General features: G+C 67.4%; 19 protein-coding genes. 6 read left to right on the top strand and 13 right to left on the bottom strand.

What is annotated here, in order from left to right; all coding sequences use genetic code 11:
* Nucleotides 1-154: 154 nt before the first annotated feature.
* The gene (locus HWX31_RS29415; RefSeq protein WP_059588975.1) at nt 155-457 is read left to right on the top strand and encodes a DUF4148 domain-containing protein; all 303 of its coding nucleotides are present in this window, start codon (nt 155-157) and stop codon (nt 455-457) included.
* Between the two features lie 163 nt (nt 458-620).
* Here HWX31_RS29415 and HWX31_RS29420 read toward each other — a convergent pair whose 3' ends face one another.
* The 6 genes from HWX31_RS29420 to HWX31_RS29445 all read right to left on the bottom strand — a co-directional run bounded on the left by HWX31_RS29420 (nt 621) and on the right by HWX31_RS29445 (nt 6,259).
* A complete protein-coding gene (locus HWX31_RS29420) occupies nt 621-1,808 on the bottom strand; it encodes a TauD/TfdA family dioxygenase (protein WP_174964991.1) in 1,188 nt (395 codons plus the stop codon).
* Between the two features lie 22 nt (nt 1,809-1,830).
* A complete protein-coding gene (locus tag HWX31_RS29425) occupies nt 1,831-2,754 on the bottom strand; it encodes an alpha/beta hydrolase (RefSeq protein ID WP_174964990.1) in 924 nt (307 codons plus the stop codon).
* 15 nt (nt 2,755-2,769) lie between these two features.
* Entirely contained in the window at nt 2,770-3,261 is a 492-nt protein-coding gene (locus HWX31_RS29430; RefSeq protein ID WP_059730960.1) for a thioesterase family protein, read from the bottom strand.
* Between the two features lie 2 nt (nt 3,262-3,263).
* Entirely contained in the window at nt 3,264-4,229 is a 966-nt protein-coding gene (locus tag HWX31_RS29435; RefSeq protein ID WP_059588986.1) for an L-carnitine dehydrogenase, read from the bottom strand.
* Between the two features lie 79 nt (nt 4,230-4,308).
* Nucleotides 4,309-5,238 carry a 3-dehydrocarnitine:acetyl-CoA trimethylamine transferase CdhC gene (gene cdhC, locus HWX31_RS29440; protein WP_059609672.1) on the bottom strand — a complete coding sequence of 310 codons (930 nt, stop codon included), beginning with the start codon at nt 5,236-5,238 and terminating at the stop codon, nt 4,309-4,311.
* 67 nt (nt 5,239-5,305) lie between these two features.
* Nucleotides 5,306-6,259, bottom strand: coding sequence for a choline ABC transporter substrate-binding protein (locus tag HWX31_RS29445; protein WP_059609673.1), 954 nt, complete (start codon nt 6,257-6,259; stop codon nt 5,306-5,308).
* A gap of 263 nt (nt 6,260-6,522) precedes the next feature.
* Between HWX31_RS29445 and HWX31_RS29450 the strand changes: the two genes are divergently transcribed.
* The 4 genes from HWX31_RS29450 (at nt 6,523) to HWX31_RS29465 (ending at nt 11,498) form a co-directional block, all read left to right on the top strand.
* Nucleotides 6,523-7,467 carry a GlxA family transcriptional regulator gene (locus tag HWX31_RS29450; protein WP_059637028.1) on the top strand — a complete coding sequence of 315 codons (945 nt, stop codon included), beginning with the start codon at nt 6,523-6,525 and terminating at the stop codon, nt 7,465-7,467.
* Nucleotides 7,468-7,962: 495 nt separating this feature from the next.
* On the top strand, nt 7,963-9,675 hold the full coding sequence (locus tag HWX31_RS29455) for a M36 family metallopeptidase (protein WP_174964989.1): 1,713 nt from the start codon (nt 7,963-7,965) through the stop codon (nt 9,673-9,675).
* Nucleotides 9,676-9,755: 80 nt separating this feature from the next.
* Nucleotides 9,756-10,997 carry a M20/M25/M40 family metallo-hydrolase gene (locus HWX31_RS29460; protein WP_174964988.1) on the top strand — a complete coding sequence of 414 codons (1,242 nt, stop codon included), beginning with the start codon at nt 9,756-9,758 and terminating at the stop codon, nt 10,995-10,997.
* A gap of 135 nt (nt 10,998-11,132) precedes the next feature.
* Nucleotides 11,133-11,498 (top strand): YbjQ family protein, encoded by a 366-nt coding sequence (locus HWX31_RS29465; RefSeq protein ID WP_174964987.1) that lies wholly within the window; start codon nt 11,133-11,135, stop codon nt 11,496-11,498.
* A gap of 43 nt (nt 11,499-11,541) precedes the next feature.
* Here HWX31_RS29465 and HWX31_RS29470 read toward each other — a convergent pair whose 3' ends face one another.
* Nucleotides 11,542-12,414, bottom strand: a complete 873-nt coding sequence (locus HWX31_RS29470; RefSeq protein WP_174964985.1) for a LysR substrate-binding domain-containing protein — start codon at nt 12,412-12,414, stop codon at nt 11,542-11,544.
* A gap of 130 nt (nt 12,415-12,544) precedes the next feature.
* Between HWX31_RS29470 and HWX31_RS29475 the strand changes: the two genes are divergently transcribed.
* Nucleotides 12,545-13,177, top strand: coding sequence for an FMN-dependent NADH-azoreductase (locus HWX31_RS29475; RefSeq protein WP_174964983.1), 633 nt, complete (start codon nt 12,545-12,547; stop codon nt 13,175-13,177).
* A 163-nt stretch (nt 13,178-13,340) separates the two neighbouring features.
* On the opposite strand, the gene HWX31_RS29480 is transcribed toward HWX31_RS29475, so the two are convergent.
* From HWX31_RS29480 to HWX31_RS29505, 6 genes are all read right to left on the bottom strand, one after another.
* Nucleotides 13,341-13,721, bottom strand: a complete 381-nt coding sequence (locus HWX31_RS29480) for a hypothetical protein (RefSeq protein WP_174964981.1) — start codon at nt 13,719-13,721, stop codon at nt 13,341-13,343.
* A 10-nt stretch (nt 13,722-13,731) separates the two neighbouring features.
* Nucleotides 13,732-14,145, bottom strand: a complete 414-nt coding sequence (locus HWX31_RS29485) for a DsrE/DsrF/TusD sulfur relay family protein (RefSeq protein WP_174964979.1) — start codon at nt 14,143-14,145, stop codon at nt 13,732-13,734.
* A 15-nt stretch (nt 14,146-14,160) separates the two neighbouring features.
* On the bottom strand, nt 14,161-14,487 hold the full coding sequence (locus tag HWX31_RS29490; RefSeq protein ID WP_174964977.1) for a DsrE family protein: 327 nt from the start codon (nt 14,485-14,487) through the stop codon (nt 14,161-14,163).
* A gap of 158 nt (nt 14,488-14,645) precedes the next feature.
* Nucleotides 14,646-14,951, bottom strand: coding sequence for a hypothetical protein (locus HWX31_RS35070; RefSeq protein ID WP_244143879.1), 306 nt, complete (start codon nt 14,949-14,951; stop codon nt 14,646-14,648).
* 40 nt (nt 14,952-14,991) lie between these two features.
* Nucleotides 14,992-15,945, bottom strand: coding sequence for an alpha/beta hydrolase (locus tag HWX31_RS29500; RefSeq protein WP_244143880.1), 954 nt, complete (start codon nt 15,943-15,945; stop codon nt 14,992-14,994).
* A 10-nt stretch (nt 15,946-15,955) separates the two neighbouring features.
* Complete coding sequence (locus tag HWX31_RS29505) at nt 15,956-17,467, bottom strand: flavin-containing monooxygenase (protein ID WP_174964975.1); 1,512 nt, start codon at nt 17,465-17,467, stop codon at nt 15,956-15,958.
* Nucleotides 17,468-17,482 lie beyond the last annotated feature (15 nt).

Raw genomic sequence — 17,482 nt, forward strand, 5'->3', positions numbered from 1 at the left:
TTGAAAGCGTTGCTCGACGCTTTATTTTTACCGCCCAGTAAACAATCTTTAATCAAAATCAGCGTTTACCCTGAAGACCCCGGTGACTAAGATTTCATCAATCGCTTACGACATCGAGTCGAACGCGACACCCAATAAAACATCGGAGGTCATCATGAAATCGCTCATCACCGCAGTCGTTGCCGCTACCGCCCTGTCCGCTTCGTTCGGCGCATTCGCGCAAAGCACCGTGACCCGCGCGCAAGTGCGCGACGAGCTGGTCCAGCTCGAGAAGGCCGGCTACAAGCCGGGCGTGTCGAGCCCGTACTACCCGCAAGACATCCAGACGGCCGAAGCGCGCGTGCACGGCGCCGACAACAGCGGCTACGGCGCGCAAGCCGCGCCGGTCGTCCGCGCAGGCAGCCCGGCCACCGCGACGTCGTCGAACCCGCGCGACTCGATCTTCTTCGGCCAGTAAGCCGACGCGCCCCGCGCGGGCGCCGCGCTTCGCGCAATCCGTATCCGGACGAGCCCTTGAACAGGGCTCGTCTTTTTTGTGAACGACATACCTCCGCCGCCTGGCAACAGGTGGCTTCGCCCGGGCGCTGCGCGTCCGGGCGCTTTTTCGCCGGCGCGACGGCTCATGCCGTGGGCGTCGCCGCGCGAGACAGCACCCGCGACCGCGACAGCAGCTCGTCGCGATCGACGTAGCAGCCCTGCAGGTGCCGGCGTCCGGTCGACGGATCGAACTCGGTGCGCGCATGCAGCACCCGCCGGTTGTCGAACGCCCACATGTCGCCCGCGCGCAGCCGCCGCTGTACCCGAAGGCGCGGCTCGCGCGCCAGCGCGAGAAAGCGCCGGTACGCACGGTAGATCGCCGGCATCGACGCGGCCGGCGCATCGACCGGCCCGCGCAGGAAATTCGCGTGGCGCACCTCGATCACCTCGCGGCGCGCGTTCAGCCCGATCACCGGCGCCGAGCAGCGGTAGTCGCTGGCCGCGCTCTTGTTCCAGAACTCGAACGGCGTCGCCGCGAGCAGGGCGAAATCGTCCGGGTATGCGTCGCGCAGCGCGTCGGCGAGCGCGAAGCCGTCGATGAAAATGCTGTCGCCGCCCGTCGCGTCGTTCGCGAGGCAATGCAGGAACTGCACGCCCGGCTGCAATTCGCGGGTCGGCAGGTCGGTATGCGGCGGCAGGTTGATCGACGTGTACGCATTGCTGTCCGGGCGCGGCTTCGACTCGACGTCGAACAGCGCGCCGAAATTGGTCTCGCGCACCAGCCCGACCCGCCGTGCGATCTCGTCCACCCGCCCGCGTTCGGGCGGCACGCCCTCGACCAGCGTCAGCCCCGTGCGCTGCAGCGCGCCGAGCCACGCGCGCAGCGCCGCGTCGTCGTGCATCACGTCGCGCCACGCGAATACCGCGATCGCGTCCGGATCGTCGCCGGTCCACATCTGGCGGCCCTGCGCCGCGTGACGCTCCGCGCGCGACGCGTCGTCGTAGGCATGCGCCCGGAGCCAGCCGGGCGACCACGCGCTGCGGTGGCCGTCGCGCCATTCGACGTGCAGCGCGCCGTCGTGGCCCACCTGCACGCCGCGCATCGCGAGCGCATCGGGCGCGTCGACGATCTCGAACACCTGCTCGCGGGTCTGCGCATGCACGCAGGCCGGACACGAACAGGTGTCGCGCAGCCAGTCGAAATGAAACGGCGAGCGGCGTCCGTCGCTCCACGCGACGCTCACCAGCCCGTCGCCGAGCGTCGCGGCCGCGATCGTCACGTCGGTGGAAAACGTCCGCCAGTCCTCGATACGCGATGGTGCTGCCTGCATCGTTGCCTCCTCGAATCGAACGCTACGCGCACGGCGCGCGCAGGAAATCGCCGACCATCCGGTGCATCCGCGCCGCCTGCGGGCTCGTGTCGAGCGCGCGCCAGCAGCCGTGCACCAGCCCCGTTCCCAACCAGAAGCGCGCGGCGCCGCCTGCCGCGCGAATCCGCTCGACGTAGACCCGCGCATCGTCGCGCAGCGGGTCGTGCTCCGCGCCGATCGCGAGCACCGGCGGCAACCCGTCGAAGCGCGCGGCGTCGAGCGGCGCGACCGCGTCCACCCGGCCGTTCCAGTACAGCGCGCGATAGCAGTAGACGTCGTCGAGCGTCAGCATCGGCGCATGCGCTTCGGCATCGCGCGCCGGCGGCTGCGGTTCGAAGCCGAGCATCGGGTAGACGAGCGCGACACCGTCGATACCCCCCTCCCCCGCATCGCGCAGCGCCGTCGCGACGGCCGCGGCGAGCATGCCGCCCGCGCTGTCGCCCGCGAGCGTCAGCGGCCGCGCACACGGCCCGAACGGCAAGCGTTCTGCGAGCGCCGCGCGCGCGACGGCAACGCAATCGTCGAGCGCGGCCGGCGCCGGATGCTCGGGCGCGAGCCGGTAATCGACCGCGATCACCGCGAGCCCCGTGTCGGCCGCGAGACGCGCGGTGATCAGCGCATGGCTGTCGAGCGAGCCGACGACGAAGCCGCCGCCGTGAAAGAACAGCACGGTGCCGCGTGGCGCCGCGTGCGCGTGCCGGTAGCGGCGCAGTGCAACGACACGGCCGTCCGGCGCGCGCCACGCGCCGTCGTCCTGCACGATTCCCGGCGGCAGCCCGGCAGGTGTCCACGCCGCCGCGAAACGTTCGTAGATGCGCCGCTGCTCCGCCGGCGAACGCGTGGCCGCATCGGCCGGATACCACGCGTCGACCGCCGCGACGAACGCCGAGATTTCCGTTTCGAGCATCGTTCGCGCGCCGCGCTAGCGGCGTGGCGGCAAGCCGATCACGCGCCCCGCATAAGCGGGCGGCGGGCAATCGCGCTGCAACGCGTGCAGCGCGGCGACCTGTGCTGCAACGTCGTCGTCGAACGGCGCCGACTTCGCGCCGTCGCGCGTATCGACGTGCAGCAGCATCTGCTCGCTCGCCGATACCGCGTCGTCGCGCCCGTCGGCGAACAGCTCCAGATACAGATGCAGCCGCTTCGCGTCGTGCGCGACCACGCGCGCGTCGACGCGCACGCGTGCTCCCTCCTTGATCTCGTGCAGATAGTTGACGTGCGCCTCGAGCGTGTAGACCGAGCGCCCCCGCGACCGGCGCGCCGCATCGTCGAGACCGATCCGGTCCAGCAGCGCATCGGTCGCGAAGCTGAAGATCAGCAGGTAGAACGCATCGCGCAGGTGTCCGTTGTAATCGACCCATTCGGGCCGCACGACGTCGTGGTAAATCGTCAGCGGGGTATCGCCCTTCGTCATATCTAGTCCTCGAATCGCATGCCGTGCCGCGCCTTCACCGCGGCGATCGCGCGCAGCACTTCGGTGATGCACTCGTCGCGATAGCGCTCGAGCTCCTTGATGCTGCGCGCACCCTGCTGCTCGGCCGTGCCGTCGACCACGCGGTCGATCAGCGCGTCGGTCAGCCGCGGCGCGACGAGCTTCGTCCACGGCAATTCGAGCGCCGGGCCGAACTGCCGCATGAAGTGTCGCATGCCCGCGTCGCCGCCCGCGAGCGTGTAGGTCAGGAACGTGCCCATGAACGACCAGCGGATGCCCGCGCCGAAGCGGATCGCATCGTCGATCTCCCCCGTCGTCGCGACGCCTTCGTCGACGAGATGCAGCGCCTCGCGCCACAGCGCTTCGAGCAGCCGGTCCGCGATGAAGCCGGGCACTTCCTTGCGCACGTGCAGCGGCCGCATGCCGAGCTTGCGGTAGATCTCCATCGCGGCGTCGACCGCTTCGGGCGCGGTGCGCGCGCCGCCGAGCACCTCGACGAGCGGCAGCAGGTACACCGGATTGAACGGATGGCCGACGACGCAGCGCTCCGGGTACGACGCGCGCGCGTAGAAATCCGTCGGCAAGAGGCCGGACGTCGACGATGCAATGATCGCGTCCGGCTTCGCCGCGCGGCTGATCTGCTCGTGCAGTTCGAGTTTCAGCGCTTCGCGCTCGGGCGCGCTTTCCTGGATGAAATCGGCGTCGGCGACGCATTCCTCGATCGTCGCGACGAAGCGCAGGCGCGCGGGAGAGGCGCCCGGCGCGAGGCCGACGCGTTCGAGCGCGGGCCACGCGTTCGCGACGTTCGCGCGCAGCTGATGTTCCGCGCCGAGCGCGGGGTCCCATACGACCACGTCGAGGCCGTGCGCGAGCGCGCGGGCGACCCACCCGCTGCCGATCACGCCGGTGCCGATCGCGGCGAACGTCTTGATGTCGGTGATCACTGCCATGTCGAACGCATCCTTGAAATCGGGTGAAATGCGACGGCGGTCTTCGCGTCGAAGCCGCCGCCGTCCTGCAATGGAAAGCTCAGGCGAACTCGGCGATCGCGCGGCGTTCGAGCAGCCGTTCGCCGCGCGCCGGCAAGCCGAGCTTGCGGCGCCCTTCGGCGGGCGTCAGCACACGGCCGCCGAGACGCTCGACGATCTCTCTCGCGCGCTCGACGAGCGTGCCGTTGCTCGCATGCACGCCGCGATCGAGCCACAGGTTGTCCTCGAGGCCGACCCGCACATGGCCGCCGAGCAGCATCGCCTGCGCGACCATCGGCATCTGCATGCGGCCGATCCCGAAGCCGGCCCAGTGCGCGCCGGGCGGCAGGTTGTCGACCATCGCCTTCATCGTGCCGGTATCGGCCGGCGCGCCCCACGGAATGCCGAGGCACAGCTGGAACAGCGGCGGATCGTCAAGCAGTCCTTCCTTCAGCAGCTGCTTCGCGAACCACAGATGCCCGGTGTCGAAGATCTCCAGCTCCGGCTTCACGCCGAGCGCCTGGATGCGCTTCGCGCCGGCGCGCAGCTGCGCGGGCGTCGACACGTAGATGTAGTCGCCGTCGCCGAAATTCAGCGTGCCGCAATCGAGCGTGCAGATCTCCGGCAGCAGCTCCTCGACGTGCGCGAGGCGCGTGAGCCCGCCGACGAGATCGGTGCCCCGGCCAAAGCGCATCGGGTCCTCGCCGGGGCCGATCTCGAGATCGCCGCCCATGCCGGCCGTCAGGTTGATGATGACGTCGACGTCCGCCGAGCGGATCCGGTCGACCACCTCGCGATACAGGCGCGGGTCGCGGCTGCCGCGCCCCGTCTGCGGATCGCGCACATGGCAGTGCGCGACCGTCGCGCCGGCCTTCGCGGCCTCGATCGCGGCGTCCGCGATCTCCTTCGGCGTGACCGGAATCGCCGGATGCTTGCCGACCGTATCGCCCGCGCCGGTGACGGCGCACGTCACGATGACTTCGTGATTCATGCTGGTTGCCTCGTTGTGTTCGGGTTGTGTCGTGTGTCTGGTGGATCGTCGCTGCGCGCCGCGGCCGTCACAGGCCGAGATAGGACTTCACCGCCGGCAGGCCGTCCTTGCCGTCGAACGTCTTCACGCCCGCGAGCCACGGATCGAGCACCTGCGGATTCTTCTTCAGGTACGCCTTCGCGGCCTCGGCCGGCTTGGTCTTGTTCATCACCGCCTGCATCAGCTGGTTTTCCAGTTGCGTGGAGAAGCGCAGGTTCGTGACGAGCTTGCCCGCGTTCGGGCAGCGCGCGATGAAGTCGGGCGCGGTCAGCGTGTAGACGCGCGCTTCGCCGTAGTTCGGGCCGAACGCGGCGTCGCCGCCCGACAGGTAGTTCATGCTGATCTGGATGTTCATCGGATGCGGCTCCCAGCCGAGGAACACGACCCACTTCTTGTCGCGGATCGCGCGCTCGACCGTGACGAGCATCCCGGCCTCGCTCGATTCGACGAGCTTGAAGCCGCCGAGCCCGTACTGGTTCGTGTCGATCATCTTCTGGATCGTCGCGTTCGCGCTGCTGCCCGGCTCGATCCCGTAGATCTTGCCGTCGAGCTCCGCGCGATGCTTCGCGATGTCGTCGAAACTCTTCAGGCCGGCCTGGTATGCGTAGCTCGGCACCGCGAGCGTCGCCTTCGCGCCGGACAGGTTCGGCGGTTCGACGACGTTGATCGACTTGCTGTCGAGGAACGGCTGAAGCTGCTTCTGCTGCACGGGCCACCAGTAGCCGAGCGACACGTCGAGCTGCTTGCTCTTCAGCCCCGCGAACGAGATCGGCACCGACGCGATCGTCGTGGTCGGCTTGTAGCCGAGCGCTTCGAACACCGTCGACGCCATCGCGGTCGTCGACGTGATGTCGGTCCAGCCGATGTCGGCGAAGCGCACGGTGCGGCAGGTCGCGGGGTCCGCTTCGGCCTGCGCCGCGGTCGACCACACACCCGCCGCCAGCCATGCCGCGGCGAGCGCGGCGATCGTTCTCGACTTCATGGTTCCCTCCCGGTTCGACTCAGTGAGCAGCGGGTGTGCGGGATGCGTCCCGGCCTGCATCGTGGACTCAAAAGTAACGAGCCATATTCAGCGCAAGGCGACCGCCGGCGACATTTTCTTGACTGGGTGCGACTATGCGGAGAAACCACTAGATCGGATGGGGGCCTTGTCGGGCGGGGCCGAGCGGCCGGTCGAATATTGTCCGCGCTTGTCCCGTTGCGCCGCCGACGTTACGCTGCGGTCGTCCAACCCTGCCCGCCACCATGCCCGAGGATTTCCACTTCCTGCTGCTGCCCGGCTTCTCCGCCCTCGGCTTCATGTCCGCGGTCGAGCCGCTGCGCGTCGCGAACCGCTTCCGCGCGCAGCTTTACCGCTGGCACGTACTCAGCGCGGACGGCGGCCCGGTGGCCGCCAGCAACGGCATCCCGGTCGCCGCGGAGGCCGCGTATGCGGACGTGGAACGCGTCGGCACGGTGTTCGTCGTCGCGGGCTTCGACCCGCTCGTCTGCTACACGCGCGCGCTCGGCGACTGGCTGCGGCGCCAGCATCGGCACGGCGCGACGCTCGGCGGCATCGATACCGGCAGCTTCGTGCTCGCCGAAGCCGGGCTGTTCGATGCGTCGCATCCGCTCACGCTGCATTGGGAAGCGCTTGCCGCGTTCCGCGAGCGCTACCCGGGCCTGAAGGCGACGCAGGAGCTGTTCGAGATCGGCGAGCGGCGCATCACCTGCGCGGGCGGCACCGCGTCGATCGACATGATGCTCGACCTGATCGGGCGGCGGCACGGCGCGGACCTCGCGGCCGCGATCTCCGAGCAGTTCGTCGTCAGCCGGATCCGCCAGCGCTCGGACAGCCAGCGGCTCGAGATCGCCGCGCGCTACGGCGTGCACAACCGCAAGCTGATCCAGGTGATCGGCACGATGCAGCGCCACATGGAGACTCCGCTCGGGCCCGACGCGCTCGCCGACGAAGTCGCGATCACGCGGCGCCAGCTCGAGCGGCTGTTCAGCGCGACGCTGAACGACACGCCGACGCGCTTCTACCTGAACCTGCGGCTCGACCGCGCGCGCGAGCTGCTGCAGCAGACCGACATGAGCATCACGTCGGTCTGCGTCGCGTGCGGCTTCGAATCGCCGTCGCACTTCTCGCGCACCTATCGCTCGCGTTTCGGGATGAGCCCGCGCAGCGACCGCCGCGCGTTGCGCTGACGAGCCCGCGCACAAAACAGCGGAATATTGCGCAATTCCGCATCATTTCCGGCCGCTCGATGAACAATCCCGCCAATTGCTCGAAGTATCGAAGCGAGCTTCGAAAATAATTTGCAATGTTCACGAAAATATTCTGTAACATGTAAAAAAAATAGATAGGCAGCCTAACGAGGCGAACACGCCGGCCGACGCGAGTCGAGCATGCAGGCTGCCACTCCAACTTTGATCCGAGGGGTATGACATGACGATGCTCGATACACCGTCGCAGTACCTGCCTGCCGTCCGCTTCTCCCCGTCTTCCGCCGTCCGGCGGTCCGTTCGCATTCCACCTTTCTCCTGTTTCGCTTCGACCTGACGCTTAGCTGTCCTTAGTCAGTCGCAGCGCCGCAACGCGCGTCGACGCGCCGGCTTTCACAAGCCGGCGCGCGGGCCGTGTCGTACCTGCGCCTCGCGAGGGCGCGGGCTTCCCCCCAACCGTTGAATCGAGGATGACGTATGCAAACATCACGCAAGGCACTGCCGTTGGCACTGAGCATCGCGCTGGGTTTCGGCGTCGCAACCAGCTCCGCCGCCGACTACAAGAACGGGGACCCGCAGGCGTCGAGCCTGCGCGAGAGCCTGACGCGCGGCGTCGCGCCGCCCGCCGCGAAATCGGATGCGCCGAGCGGTCAGTTCCGCGCGGACGGCGTCGCCGTCACGCTGTACAACCCGCCCTATCAGGCGAAGAAGGCCGCCGCCACGCCCGCGGCGACCGCGCGCGACTTCGTCGCGTCGCAGGCCGCCCGGCTCGGGCTCGACGCGGCCGCGCTCGCCGGCCTCGTCGTCACGTCGGAGCGCAACGACCCCGACTTCACCGTCGTGCGCTTCCAACAGCAGGCGGCCGGCCTGCCCGTCTACGGCAGCGACATCGCGGTCACGGTCGGCAAGGACGGCCGCATCCTGTACGTCGCGAGCAACGCAATCAGCGGCGCGGCCCCGAAGTCCGCCAAGTCGCAGGCCGTCGACCAGCAGCAGGCGCTCGACCGCGCGCGCGCGTATCTCGGCGTGAACGGCTTCGTGAACGTCGACGCGCAGCTCGTCGCGTTCGTCGACGCCGCCGGCACGCATACCGCGTGGAAGGTGCGCGGCAAGCCGCAGAACGGCCCGAAGGGCGACTGGGAACTGCTGATCGACGCGGGCAGCGGCGAAGTGCTGCGCGCCGAGGACAAGGCGTTCTACGCGACCGACGGCACCGGCTTCGTGTTCCGCCCCGATCCGCTGTCGCCGACGAAAAGCAGCTACGGCAGCACCGGCTACAAGGACAACAACGACGCCGACTCCACGCAGCTCACCGCCGCGCGCGTGCGCGTGACGCTGAAGGAGCTCGCGCAATCGGGCTCGACCTACAAGCTCTCCGGCCCCTACGCGTCCTGCGTCGATTTCGATGCGCCGCTCGACAAGGCGTGCCCGGTGCAGGCAACGCCGAACTTCGAGTTCACGCGCGGCAACCTCTATTTCGAGGCGGTCAACGCGTACTACCACATCGACACGTTCCTGCGCTACGTGAACCAGACGCTCGGCGTCAAGGCGCTGCCGTACCAGTATTCGGGCGGCGTGCAGTACGACCCGCACGGCGAATCCGGCGCGGACAACTCGTCGTACTCGTCGGGCAGCGGCAAGCTGACGTTCGGCCAGGGCGGCGTCGACGACGCGGAGGACGCCGACGTGGTGATCCACGAACTGGGCCACGGCATCCACGACTGGATCACCAACGGCGGCCTGTCGCAGCAGGAAGGCCTGTCGGAAGGCACGGGCGACTACCTCGCCGCCGCCTACAGCCGCGACTTCAACCAGTGGAGCCCGTCCGACGCGCAATACAACTGGGTCTTCAACTGGGACGGCCACAACGAATTCTGGGGCGGCCGCGTGACCAACTGGAACGTCGGCCGCACCTATGCGCAGGCGCGCGGCGCCGAGATCCACACGGCCGGCCAGTACTGGGCGTCGTGCAACCTCGTCGCGCGCGACGCGATCGGCGGCGCGGCGATGGACAAGGCGTTCCTGAAGGGCCTGTCGATGACCAACGGCTCGACCAACCAGAAGGCCGCCGCGCAAGCCGTGATCAACGCCGCCGCCACGCTCGGCTACAGCGCCGCGCAGATCGCCGCGATCGGCAACGCGTACAACAAGAGCTGCACGTATGCCGTGACCGTGCCGACGAAGTCGTGACACCGCAGCAGGCCGGGGCGGATCGCACGACCTGCGAGCCGCCCCGATTTCTCGACATCACTATCCTGATGAGATCGAACATGCCTACTTCATCGCTGAAACAACTGAGCGCCGCGCTATGCGGCACGCTGTTCGCCGTGGCCGCGCACGCGGCGCCCGTGTGGATCACGCTCGGCGACGGCGCCTACCGCCAGCTGCAGCGCATCGACGCCGGCGCGACCGCGCGGTACACCACGACGGTCCCGGCCGGCCAGGCCGCCGACGGCGCCGCCCGCCGCGACACCGTCCACGTCGTGCAGGTCGACGACGCCGTGCTGGGCGAGCTCGCGGCTGCGGTGCACCGCAGCCGCGGCCACGGGCCGGGCTACGTCGTGCACGACTCCTACGACGAAGCGCGCCAGGCGCTGCAGCCGCTGCCGCTCGCGAAGCAGGCCGCGCCCGAGTACAAGGTCGCGGACTCCCAGCAGATCCGCAACTGGGTCCAGCAGCTGCAGGCCAGCAACATCGTCGGCACGATCACGTCGTTGTCCGGCTTCACGAACCGTTATTACACGACGTCGCACGGCGTCGCCGCGTCGGACTGGCTCGCGCTGCAATGGAAGCAGCTCGCGGGCGCGCGCGCCGACGTCACCGTCGAGCAGTTCGCGCACACCGGCTGGCCGCAGAAATCGGTCATCCTGACGATCAAGGGCAGCGATCCGGCGGCGGGCACGGTCGTGCTCGGCGGCCACCTCGATTCGACCGTCGGCTGGACGACCGAGAACACCCGCTCGCCCGGCGCGGACGACGATGCATCCGGCATCGCGAGCCTGACCGAGGCGCTGCGCGTGCTGCTCGCGAACAACTACAAGCCGAAGCGGACGATCAAGTTCATCGGCTATGCGGCGGAGGAAGCCGGCCTGCTCGGCTCGAAGGCGATCGCGAAGCAGTTCCGCGCGCAGAACGCGAACGTGGTCGGCGTGCTGCAGCTCGACATGACGAACTACAAGGGCGACGCGAAAGACATCTACCTGATCTCCGACTACACGAACGCCGCGCAGAACACCTACCTGTCGAACCTGGCGCGCACCTATCTGCCGGAGCTGACGGTCGGCACGTCGCGGTGCGGCTATGCGTGCTCGGACCATGCGTCGTGGAACGCGCAGGGCTATCCGGCGTCGTTCCCGTTCGAGGCGGACCAGAACGACAGTCCGTACATCCATACCGTGAACGACACGCTGGAGAACTCGGATCGCCAGGCCAACCACGCGTTGAAGTTCGGCAAGCTGGCGCTGGCCTACGCGGTCGATCTCGGCGACGGCGGCACGGCAGCCAAGCCATGACGGCGCGCGGCTGAGCCGCTCGCACGCGCGAAAGCGAAACGGGCGCAAAACGGGCGCGAGCGGATGTTCGCGCCCGTTGTCGCATCCGCTAGAATCGTCGCTCGCTTTCCACGCGCCGCCGTGCGCCCATCGACCATGAAAGACACCGACCGCTCCCTCGACGACCTCGCGCCCGAACGCGTGACCACCGCCTTCGACCTGCCCGGCCACGCCACCGTGCGCTCGCTCGGTGTCGCGCAGGGGATCGTCGTGCGCTCGCGCTCGATCGTCGGCAGTTTCGGCGCGGCGCTGCAGACGCTGTTCGGCGGCAACATCACGCTGTACACGTCGCTGTGCGAGAAGGCCCGCGAGCAGGCGTTCGACAAGATGCTCGCCGACGCGCGCAAGCTCGGCGCGAATGCGATCGTCGCGATGCGCTACGACTCGACCGAGATCGGCTCCGGCGTGACGGAAGTGATCTGCTACGGCACGGCTGTACGGGTGGCGCGCGCGTCGGCGTGAATCGGGCGGCGCGTTCATCGGCGAGCGCGCCGGCCACACAAGCTCAACCGGCAGCCGCGCTGCCGAGCGGCCGCATCTCGAACTCGTCGCGGATCGTCTGCGCGAGCTCGCGCACGAGCGCGCCGCCGGCATCGTGCATCAGCACGTATTCGACGCTCGGGAGCGGCGGCAGGCCGTCCGCCGCCGTCAGCTCCCGCAACCCGTCATCGATCGCGCTGCGCGGCAGCGGCGTCACCGCGAACCCGGCCCGCGCCGCCGCCTTCACGCCGGCCATGCTCGGGCTGACGCACGCGATGCGCGACGCGACCTCGGCGCGTGCGAGCGCCGTGAGCGCCGCCTCGCGGAACGGGCATGGCTCGGGAATGCACGCGAGCGGCAGCGCGCCGTCCGGCAATGGCTCGTGGCGCGCGAACGCCCACACGAGCGGCTCGGCGCCGAGGAGGATGCCCTGCTCGTCGCGTTCGCAACGGCTGCCGACCACCAGATCGAAGCGGCCCGCGTCGAACGCCTGAACCAGATTGCCCGGCACGTCAACGGCGAGCTCGAGCGCCAGCCCGCGATGGCGCGCGCCGAAGCGGCGCAGGATGTCAGGCAGCCAGCCGCACGCAAACTCGTCCGACGCGCCGACGCGCAGCCGCCCCGGTGCGCCCGCGCCGCCGAGGCAAGCCCTGGCCTCGGCGCTGAGATTGAGCATCGCGCGCGCATAGCCGAGCAGCAGCATGCCCTGATCGGTCAGCGACACGGTGCGGGTATTGCGCATCAGCAGCGTGCATCCGGCCTGCTCCTCGAGCCGCGCGACCTGCGCGCTGACGGCGGACTGGCTCAGATGCAGCCGGCGCCCCGCGCCGGTAAAGCTGCGTGCGTCCGCGACCGTGACGAAGGTCTGGAGCAGCGCGGTGTCGAGTGGCGCATTCATCCATCACCAAAACGGGTAAGTCGGAACAATTAATATCGTTTCCGGATGATACGTCGACCCGCTAGTCTTGTCGCTGTCTTCGCGAGCATCGGCTCGCGTCCTCCCTTCCCCTTGCACAAGAATGACCGACATGGCTCGACTGCTCTACATCGAATGCTCACCGCGCAAGCGCGATTCCGCGTCCATCGACATCTGCCGCGCCTTTCTCGACGCGTACCGCGAAGCCCACCCGGCGGATACCGTCGATACGCTCGACATCTGGGATCTCGCGTTGCCTGAATTCGACGGCGACGCAATGGCGGCCAAGTACGCGGGGCTCTCCGGCGCCGCGCTGACGCCGGCCCAGGCGTCGGCCTGGGCGCGCATCGAGGCGCTCGCGGCGCCGTTTCATGCGGCCGACAAGCTGCTGTTCGGCATCCCGCTGTGGAATTTCGGCATCCCGTACAAGCTCAAGCACCTGATCGACGTCATTTCGCAGAAGGACGTGCTGTTCACGTTCGACGGCACGGGGTTCGCCGGCAAGCTCGCCGGCAGGAAGGCGGCGGTCGTCTATGCGCGCGGGCTCGATTACGCGTCGCCGGGATCGTTCACGCCGGCGCGCGAATACGATCTGCAGCGGCCCTATGTCGAGACGTGGCTGAAGTTCGTCGGCGTGACCGACGTGCAGGGCATCGTGGTCGAGAAGACGCTGCTCGGCGACGACGGCCGCTCGGATCGGCGCGCCGCGGCGGAAGCGGCGCGCGCGCTGGCGCGCGACTTCTGACGCGGCCCGCGCTTGCCGGGCCGTCAGTTCGTCAGCCTTTCGTCGGGGCGCAGCGTCAGGGCCCGCACGCCGTCTTCTTCGGTCCGAACGGCATGCCGCAACGGTTGTGAGCGAAATGCAAGCGTTCCCTCCGGTCAGCAGAATGCGGTGAAGCCGTGGGCCGTTACCAGTGCCAAACCTGATCGAAGCGGTCGAACAGGGCGGGAATCTCGGCACGCGCGAGCAGTGTCAGGCCGCCGATGACATCTTCCTGCGCCAGTCCACAGTCACGCATGTCTTCCGTGACCGCATACACGGCAACGCCGACGCCGATCATTTTGTCCAGATCCTTATCGAGCGCCGGCGGATGGACCTGCCGGCGCGCGCCGAAGGCGAGGCCGGTGGCGTCCTGCCCGCGCGCTGCATAGTTCACGGCGCTTGCGCACAGCAGCAGGCTGATGTCCGCGCCGGCGTTTTTCAGCACATGGTTCAGCCACAGGATGGTGTCATCCTGTTCTTCCAGGGTAGCCCGGTACGCTGTCTCAACAATGCTCAGGATTTTCATGGCGCGGCTCCTATTTCGTCGGGATGACCAGCACGGCGTTGCTCTGATTCGCAGAGTCGAGAAAATCCTTCGGGCTGCCTCGGCGAGGACCCTCGATCCAGTCACCTGCGCCGCGTTCGTCCACACACAGGCCGCAGTTGATCCAATCGAGCTTGACGCCCTGCTGGGCCGCGAGTTGAAACAAGGCTGCCACCCAGTCCCGGGTCGTCGGGTGATCCTCCTCCTCCACGGATGTGCCCTTGACTGGATTGGCATGTGGGGCTTGCGCCTTCATGGTCAGATTGACTGCACCTTCGTAGGCGAACACCGTCACGTCGTGCCCCCGTCGCAGTGCGGCATCCACGATGCGCAGCGCCGTCGTGCTCGCTGCCTTTTCATACGGGGGATCCATCAGTGCCAGGGTCAATTTCATACCGATAGCCATCACGTTCTCCTTGATTCAGTGCCAAATGGCCTTGGTCCCAGCCACAAAGAGAAGATCCACGAGCTGCCCGATGTCCGCCTTCTGGACACCTTCCGCCGGCCGTTCGATCGCCCGTTCGCGCAGGGAGAATTCATCGGCAAGAACAGTGACGCCGCTGCGCGTCAGGTCCGCATATCGCTCGCTGAATTTTGCTCCCGGGCGAGTGGAAAGCACGCCGTTTTGAACCAGGAAAAGCGTGACCGTGTTGCCCCGCTGGCGTAAGCCCCTGACCAGTTCCTCGACGTGCCGGGTATCCCCGGCACCATATGGACCGCGCGATTCTACGAACAGGTAATTTGCCATGTCAGCCTCCAGCCCGAAGAAGCAGTTCCCACCGATGAATTGCCCCGGTGTCGCGCCAGTCGCAACGGGCGATCGACTCGCCATGCGGCGCGTGGGCCGCGCACAGCTCATGAATTGGGTATAGCAGAACGGACGGATAGTCCAAGTAACTCAACGTGTCACGGCTCGGGAAGGCTTATGCGTGTGGTCACGCCGTTGTTGAAGCACGGTACACGCAGGCAGCCTCTCCGGAGAGTTTCGGCCGGTACGGGCCGAGGAGCGGACATTCCCCGGTAGGCGCGAATGTCGCTTCCTGGCCGGTCGTCGTCAGTCGTGATCGGAGGAAACTGGCCGAACGCCAACGGCTTGAGCTTTTTGCCGTCCCGTCCCGCAATGATCGGGGGCATGCCCTGGCGTACCGCTTCGCGCACAACCAGTTCGCCTGTATAGCCATACGCACCGTAGATCATCAATTTCCCGCTCATCTTCAAAGTCGCTTGCGTGAATCGTGTTGGCGCGCCCAGGCTAGACAGCCACGGTTCCGATAGGTCGGTCGGCTCCGAGGTGTCTTTTCAGGAAGGCCAGCTGCAACGCGATATTTTGCAAGCACACCGCTTCATCTTCGAGATGCAGCTCGAAGTGATTTCCATCCACAAGGTGAAATTCGCAGTCCGGAATGCGCGTCGCTGCCCGATATGCCGCCGAGGCAGGCGTGACTGTGTCGCGTCGACCGGCAACGATGAGCGTCGGTGCTTTCACCCGACGCGCGGAGCGAATCGGGCTGTAGAACGGAATCTCCAGAAAGATCCGCGACAGCACCCTGTTTTCCCAGCTTGGTCCCGCCGGAACCAAGCGGGCATAGCCCTCCGAGCACTCGGCGCTCGTCAGCGCCGCCGCGTCGCCGGGTTGCCCGACAATTGGGCTGTAGTGCGGACAGCCGAATAGTCTGCCGGCTTGGTCTCGCAACGCCGCTATCGCCAACCGAAGGGTGACGTGCGCCGGCACCTGCCGCAGGCTCGCGACACCGCTCACGTGCGGCACCTGGGCGATCACCGCGTGAATCCGCTGATCGTTTGCGGCCGTTTCGATCACGTGGCCGCCTGAAAACGAAGTGCCCCACAGGACGATGCGCGCGGTATCGATGCCGGAAAGCGTCCGCACGTGCCGGATCGCCGCAGCCCAGTCGGCAAGGTGCCGGCGCGGGCTGACCCAATGCCGCGGCATACCCTCGCTATCGCCAAAATTGCGATAGTCGAACAGATATACCGCGTACCCTTCGTCAACGAAACGCCGCGCAAAAGCCGGTAAGCCTGCAGCGCGAATCGCGCCGAAGCCGTGCGCCATCACGATGACGGGGGGCCGTTGGCCCGAGTCGGGCAGCATGAGTGTCCCGGCGCAGTACTCGCCCTGGCTCGGGAACGTGGAGTCGAATCTGAGCATGGTTACTTCCGGTTCCGTCAGTTGACGAATGTCGTGCATGCATGCCGCTTCACGCGGACACGGTGCGCTTGTCTGCCCGGCGTGCCGGAGAAGCCGGCATGCCGCTCCCGGGGCGCCTGAATTCGAGCGCAGGGTCGGCGATCGTCTCCTTCAGCAGCATCTCGCGATCGGCCTCGAGGTTGTGAAGAACGCGCCACGGCAACGCCTGGCCCTGACGCGGCAGGACACCCTGACCACGCTGCACGTAGCCGGATTGCAGCGAACCCATGATCGATTCGTCGAGCATCTCGCCCGACGGCGCGTGCGCCGTCACCATGTCGAAACCTTCCGCATCCATGTGCTTCATCAAGCGGCAGACGTAGGTCGCTGCCATATCGACCTTCAGTGTCCACGGTGCGTTCGTGTAGCCGAACAGGTAGGCGAAATTCGGAACGTCCTGAAGCAGCACGCCCTTGTATGTCATCAGGGCGCTGATGTCGAGCTGTCGGCCGTCGACGTGCACCTTCATGCCGCCGAGCGATTGGAGCTGGAGACCGGTCGCCGTGACGATGATGTCCGCGTGGAGCACTTTGCCGGACTTCAGCAGAATGCCGTTTTCCGTGAACGTCTCGATGTGGTCGGTCACGACGGATGCCTTTCCTGCGCGGATGACCTTGAACAGATCGCCGTCGGGCACCGCGCACAGCCGCTCGTCCCACGGGTTGTATCCGGGTGTGAAGTGCCGCATGTCTACGCCGCCGCCGACCTGCTTCTCGACGTGGGCCAGCAACCACGACCGGATCCGGCGGGGCCATCGCTTGGCCGCCTTGTAGATGAGGCGTTGCAGCCGGATATTGCGCCAGCGGGCCATCCCGTATACCCAGCGAGTCGGCAACACGCGATCCAGCACGGCCGAGATCTTGTCGTAGCCCGGCACCGAAAAGATGTAGCTCGGCGACCGCTGCAGCATGGTGACGTGAGCCGCCCGGCCGGCCATCGCTGGCACGAGCGTGACGGCCGTTGCGCCGCTGCCGATCACCACGACCCGCTTGCCGCGATAGTCGAGATCCTCGGGCCAGTGCTGCGGATGGATGCGCAAGCCGGTGAATCTCTCCTGCCCCGGAAAATGCGGCAGATATCCGCGGTCGTGGTTGTAGTAACCCGTGCACGGAACGAGGTAGTTGCAGGTGAAGGTCGACGTGTCGCCGCTGTCTTCATGCCGGGCGCTGACCGTCCAGCGGCGCTGCTCCGTCGACCAGCGCGCGTCTTCGATCCTGACGCCGAAATGGAGGAATCGGTCGACGCCATGCTCGCGCGCGGTGTCGGCAATGTATTGCCGGATCGACGGCCCGTCAGCGAGGACCTTGTAGTCGTGCCACGGCCGGAATGCATAGCCGAAGCTGAACATGTCCGAATCGGACCGGATCCCTGGATAACGGAACAAGTCCCATGTCCCGCCGATCGCATTGCGCCGCTCCAGAATCGCGACGCGTTTGTCCGGACACGCTTTGGCCAGATGGCACGCCATGCCGATACCGGAAATGCCTGCGCCAATGATCAACACGTCGTAGTCGGTTTTCATCGGATGTCTCCTCGC

This window comes from Burkholderia ubonensis (assembly GCF_902833085.1).
Lineage (GTDB): Bacteria > Pseudomonadota > Gammaproteobacteria > Burkholderiales > Burkholderiaceae > Burkholderia > Burkholderia ubonensis.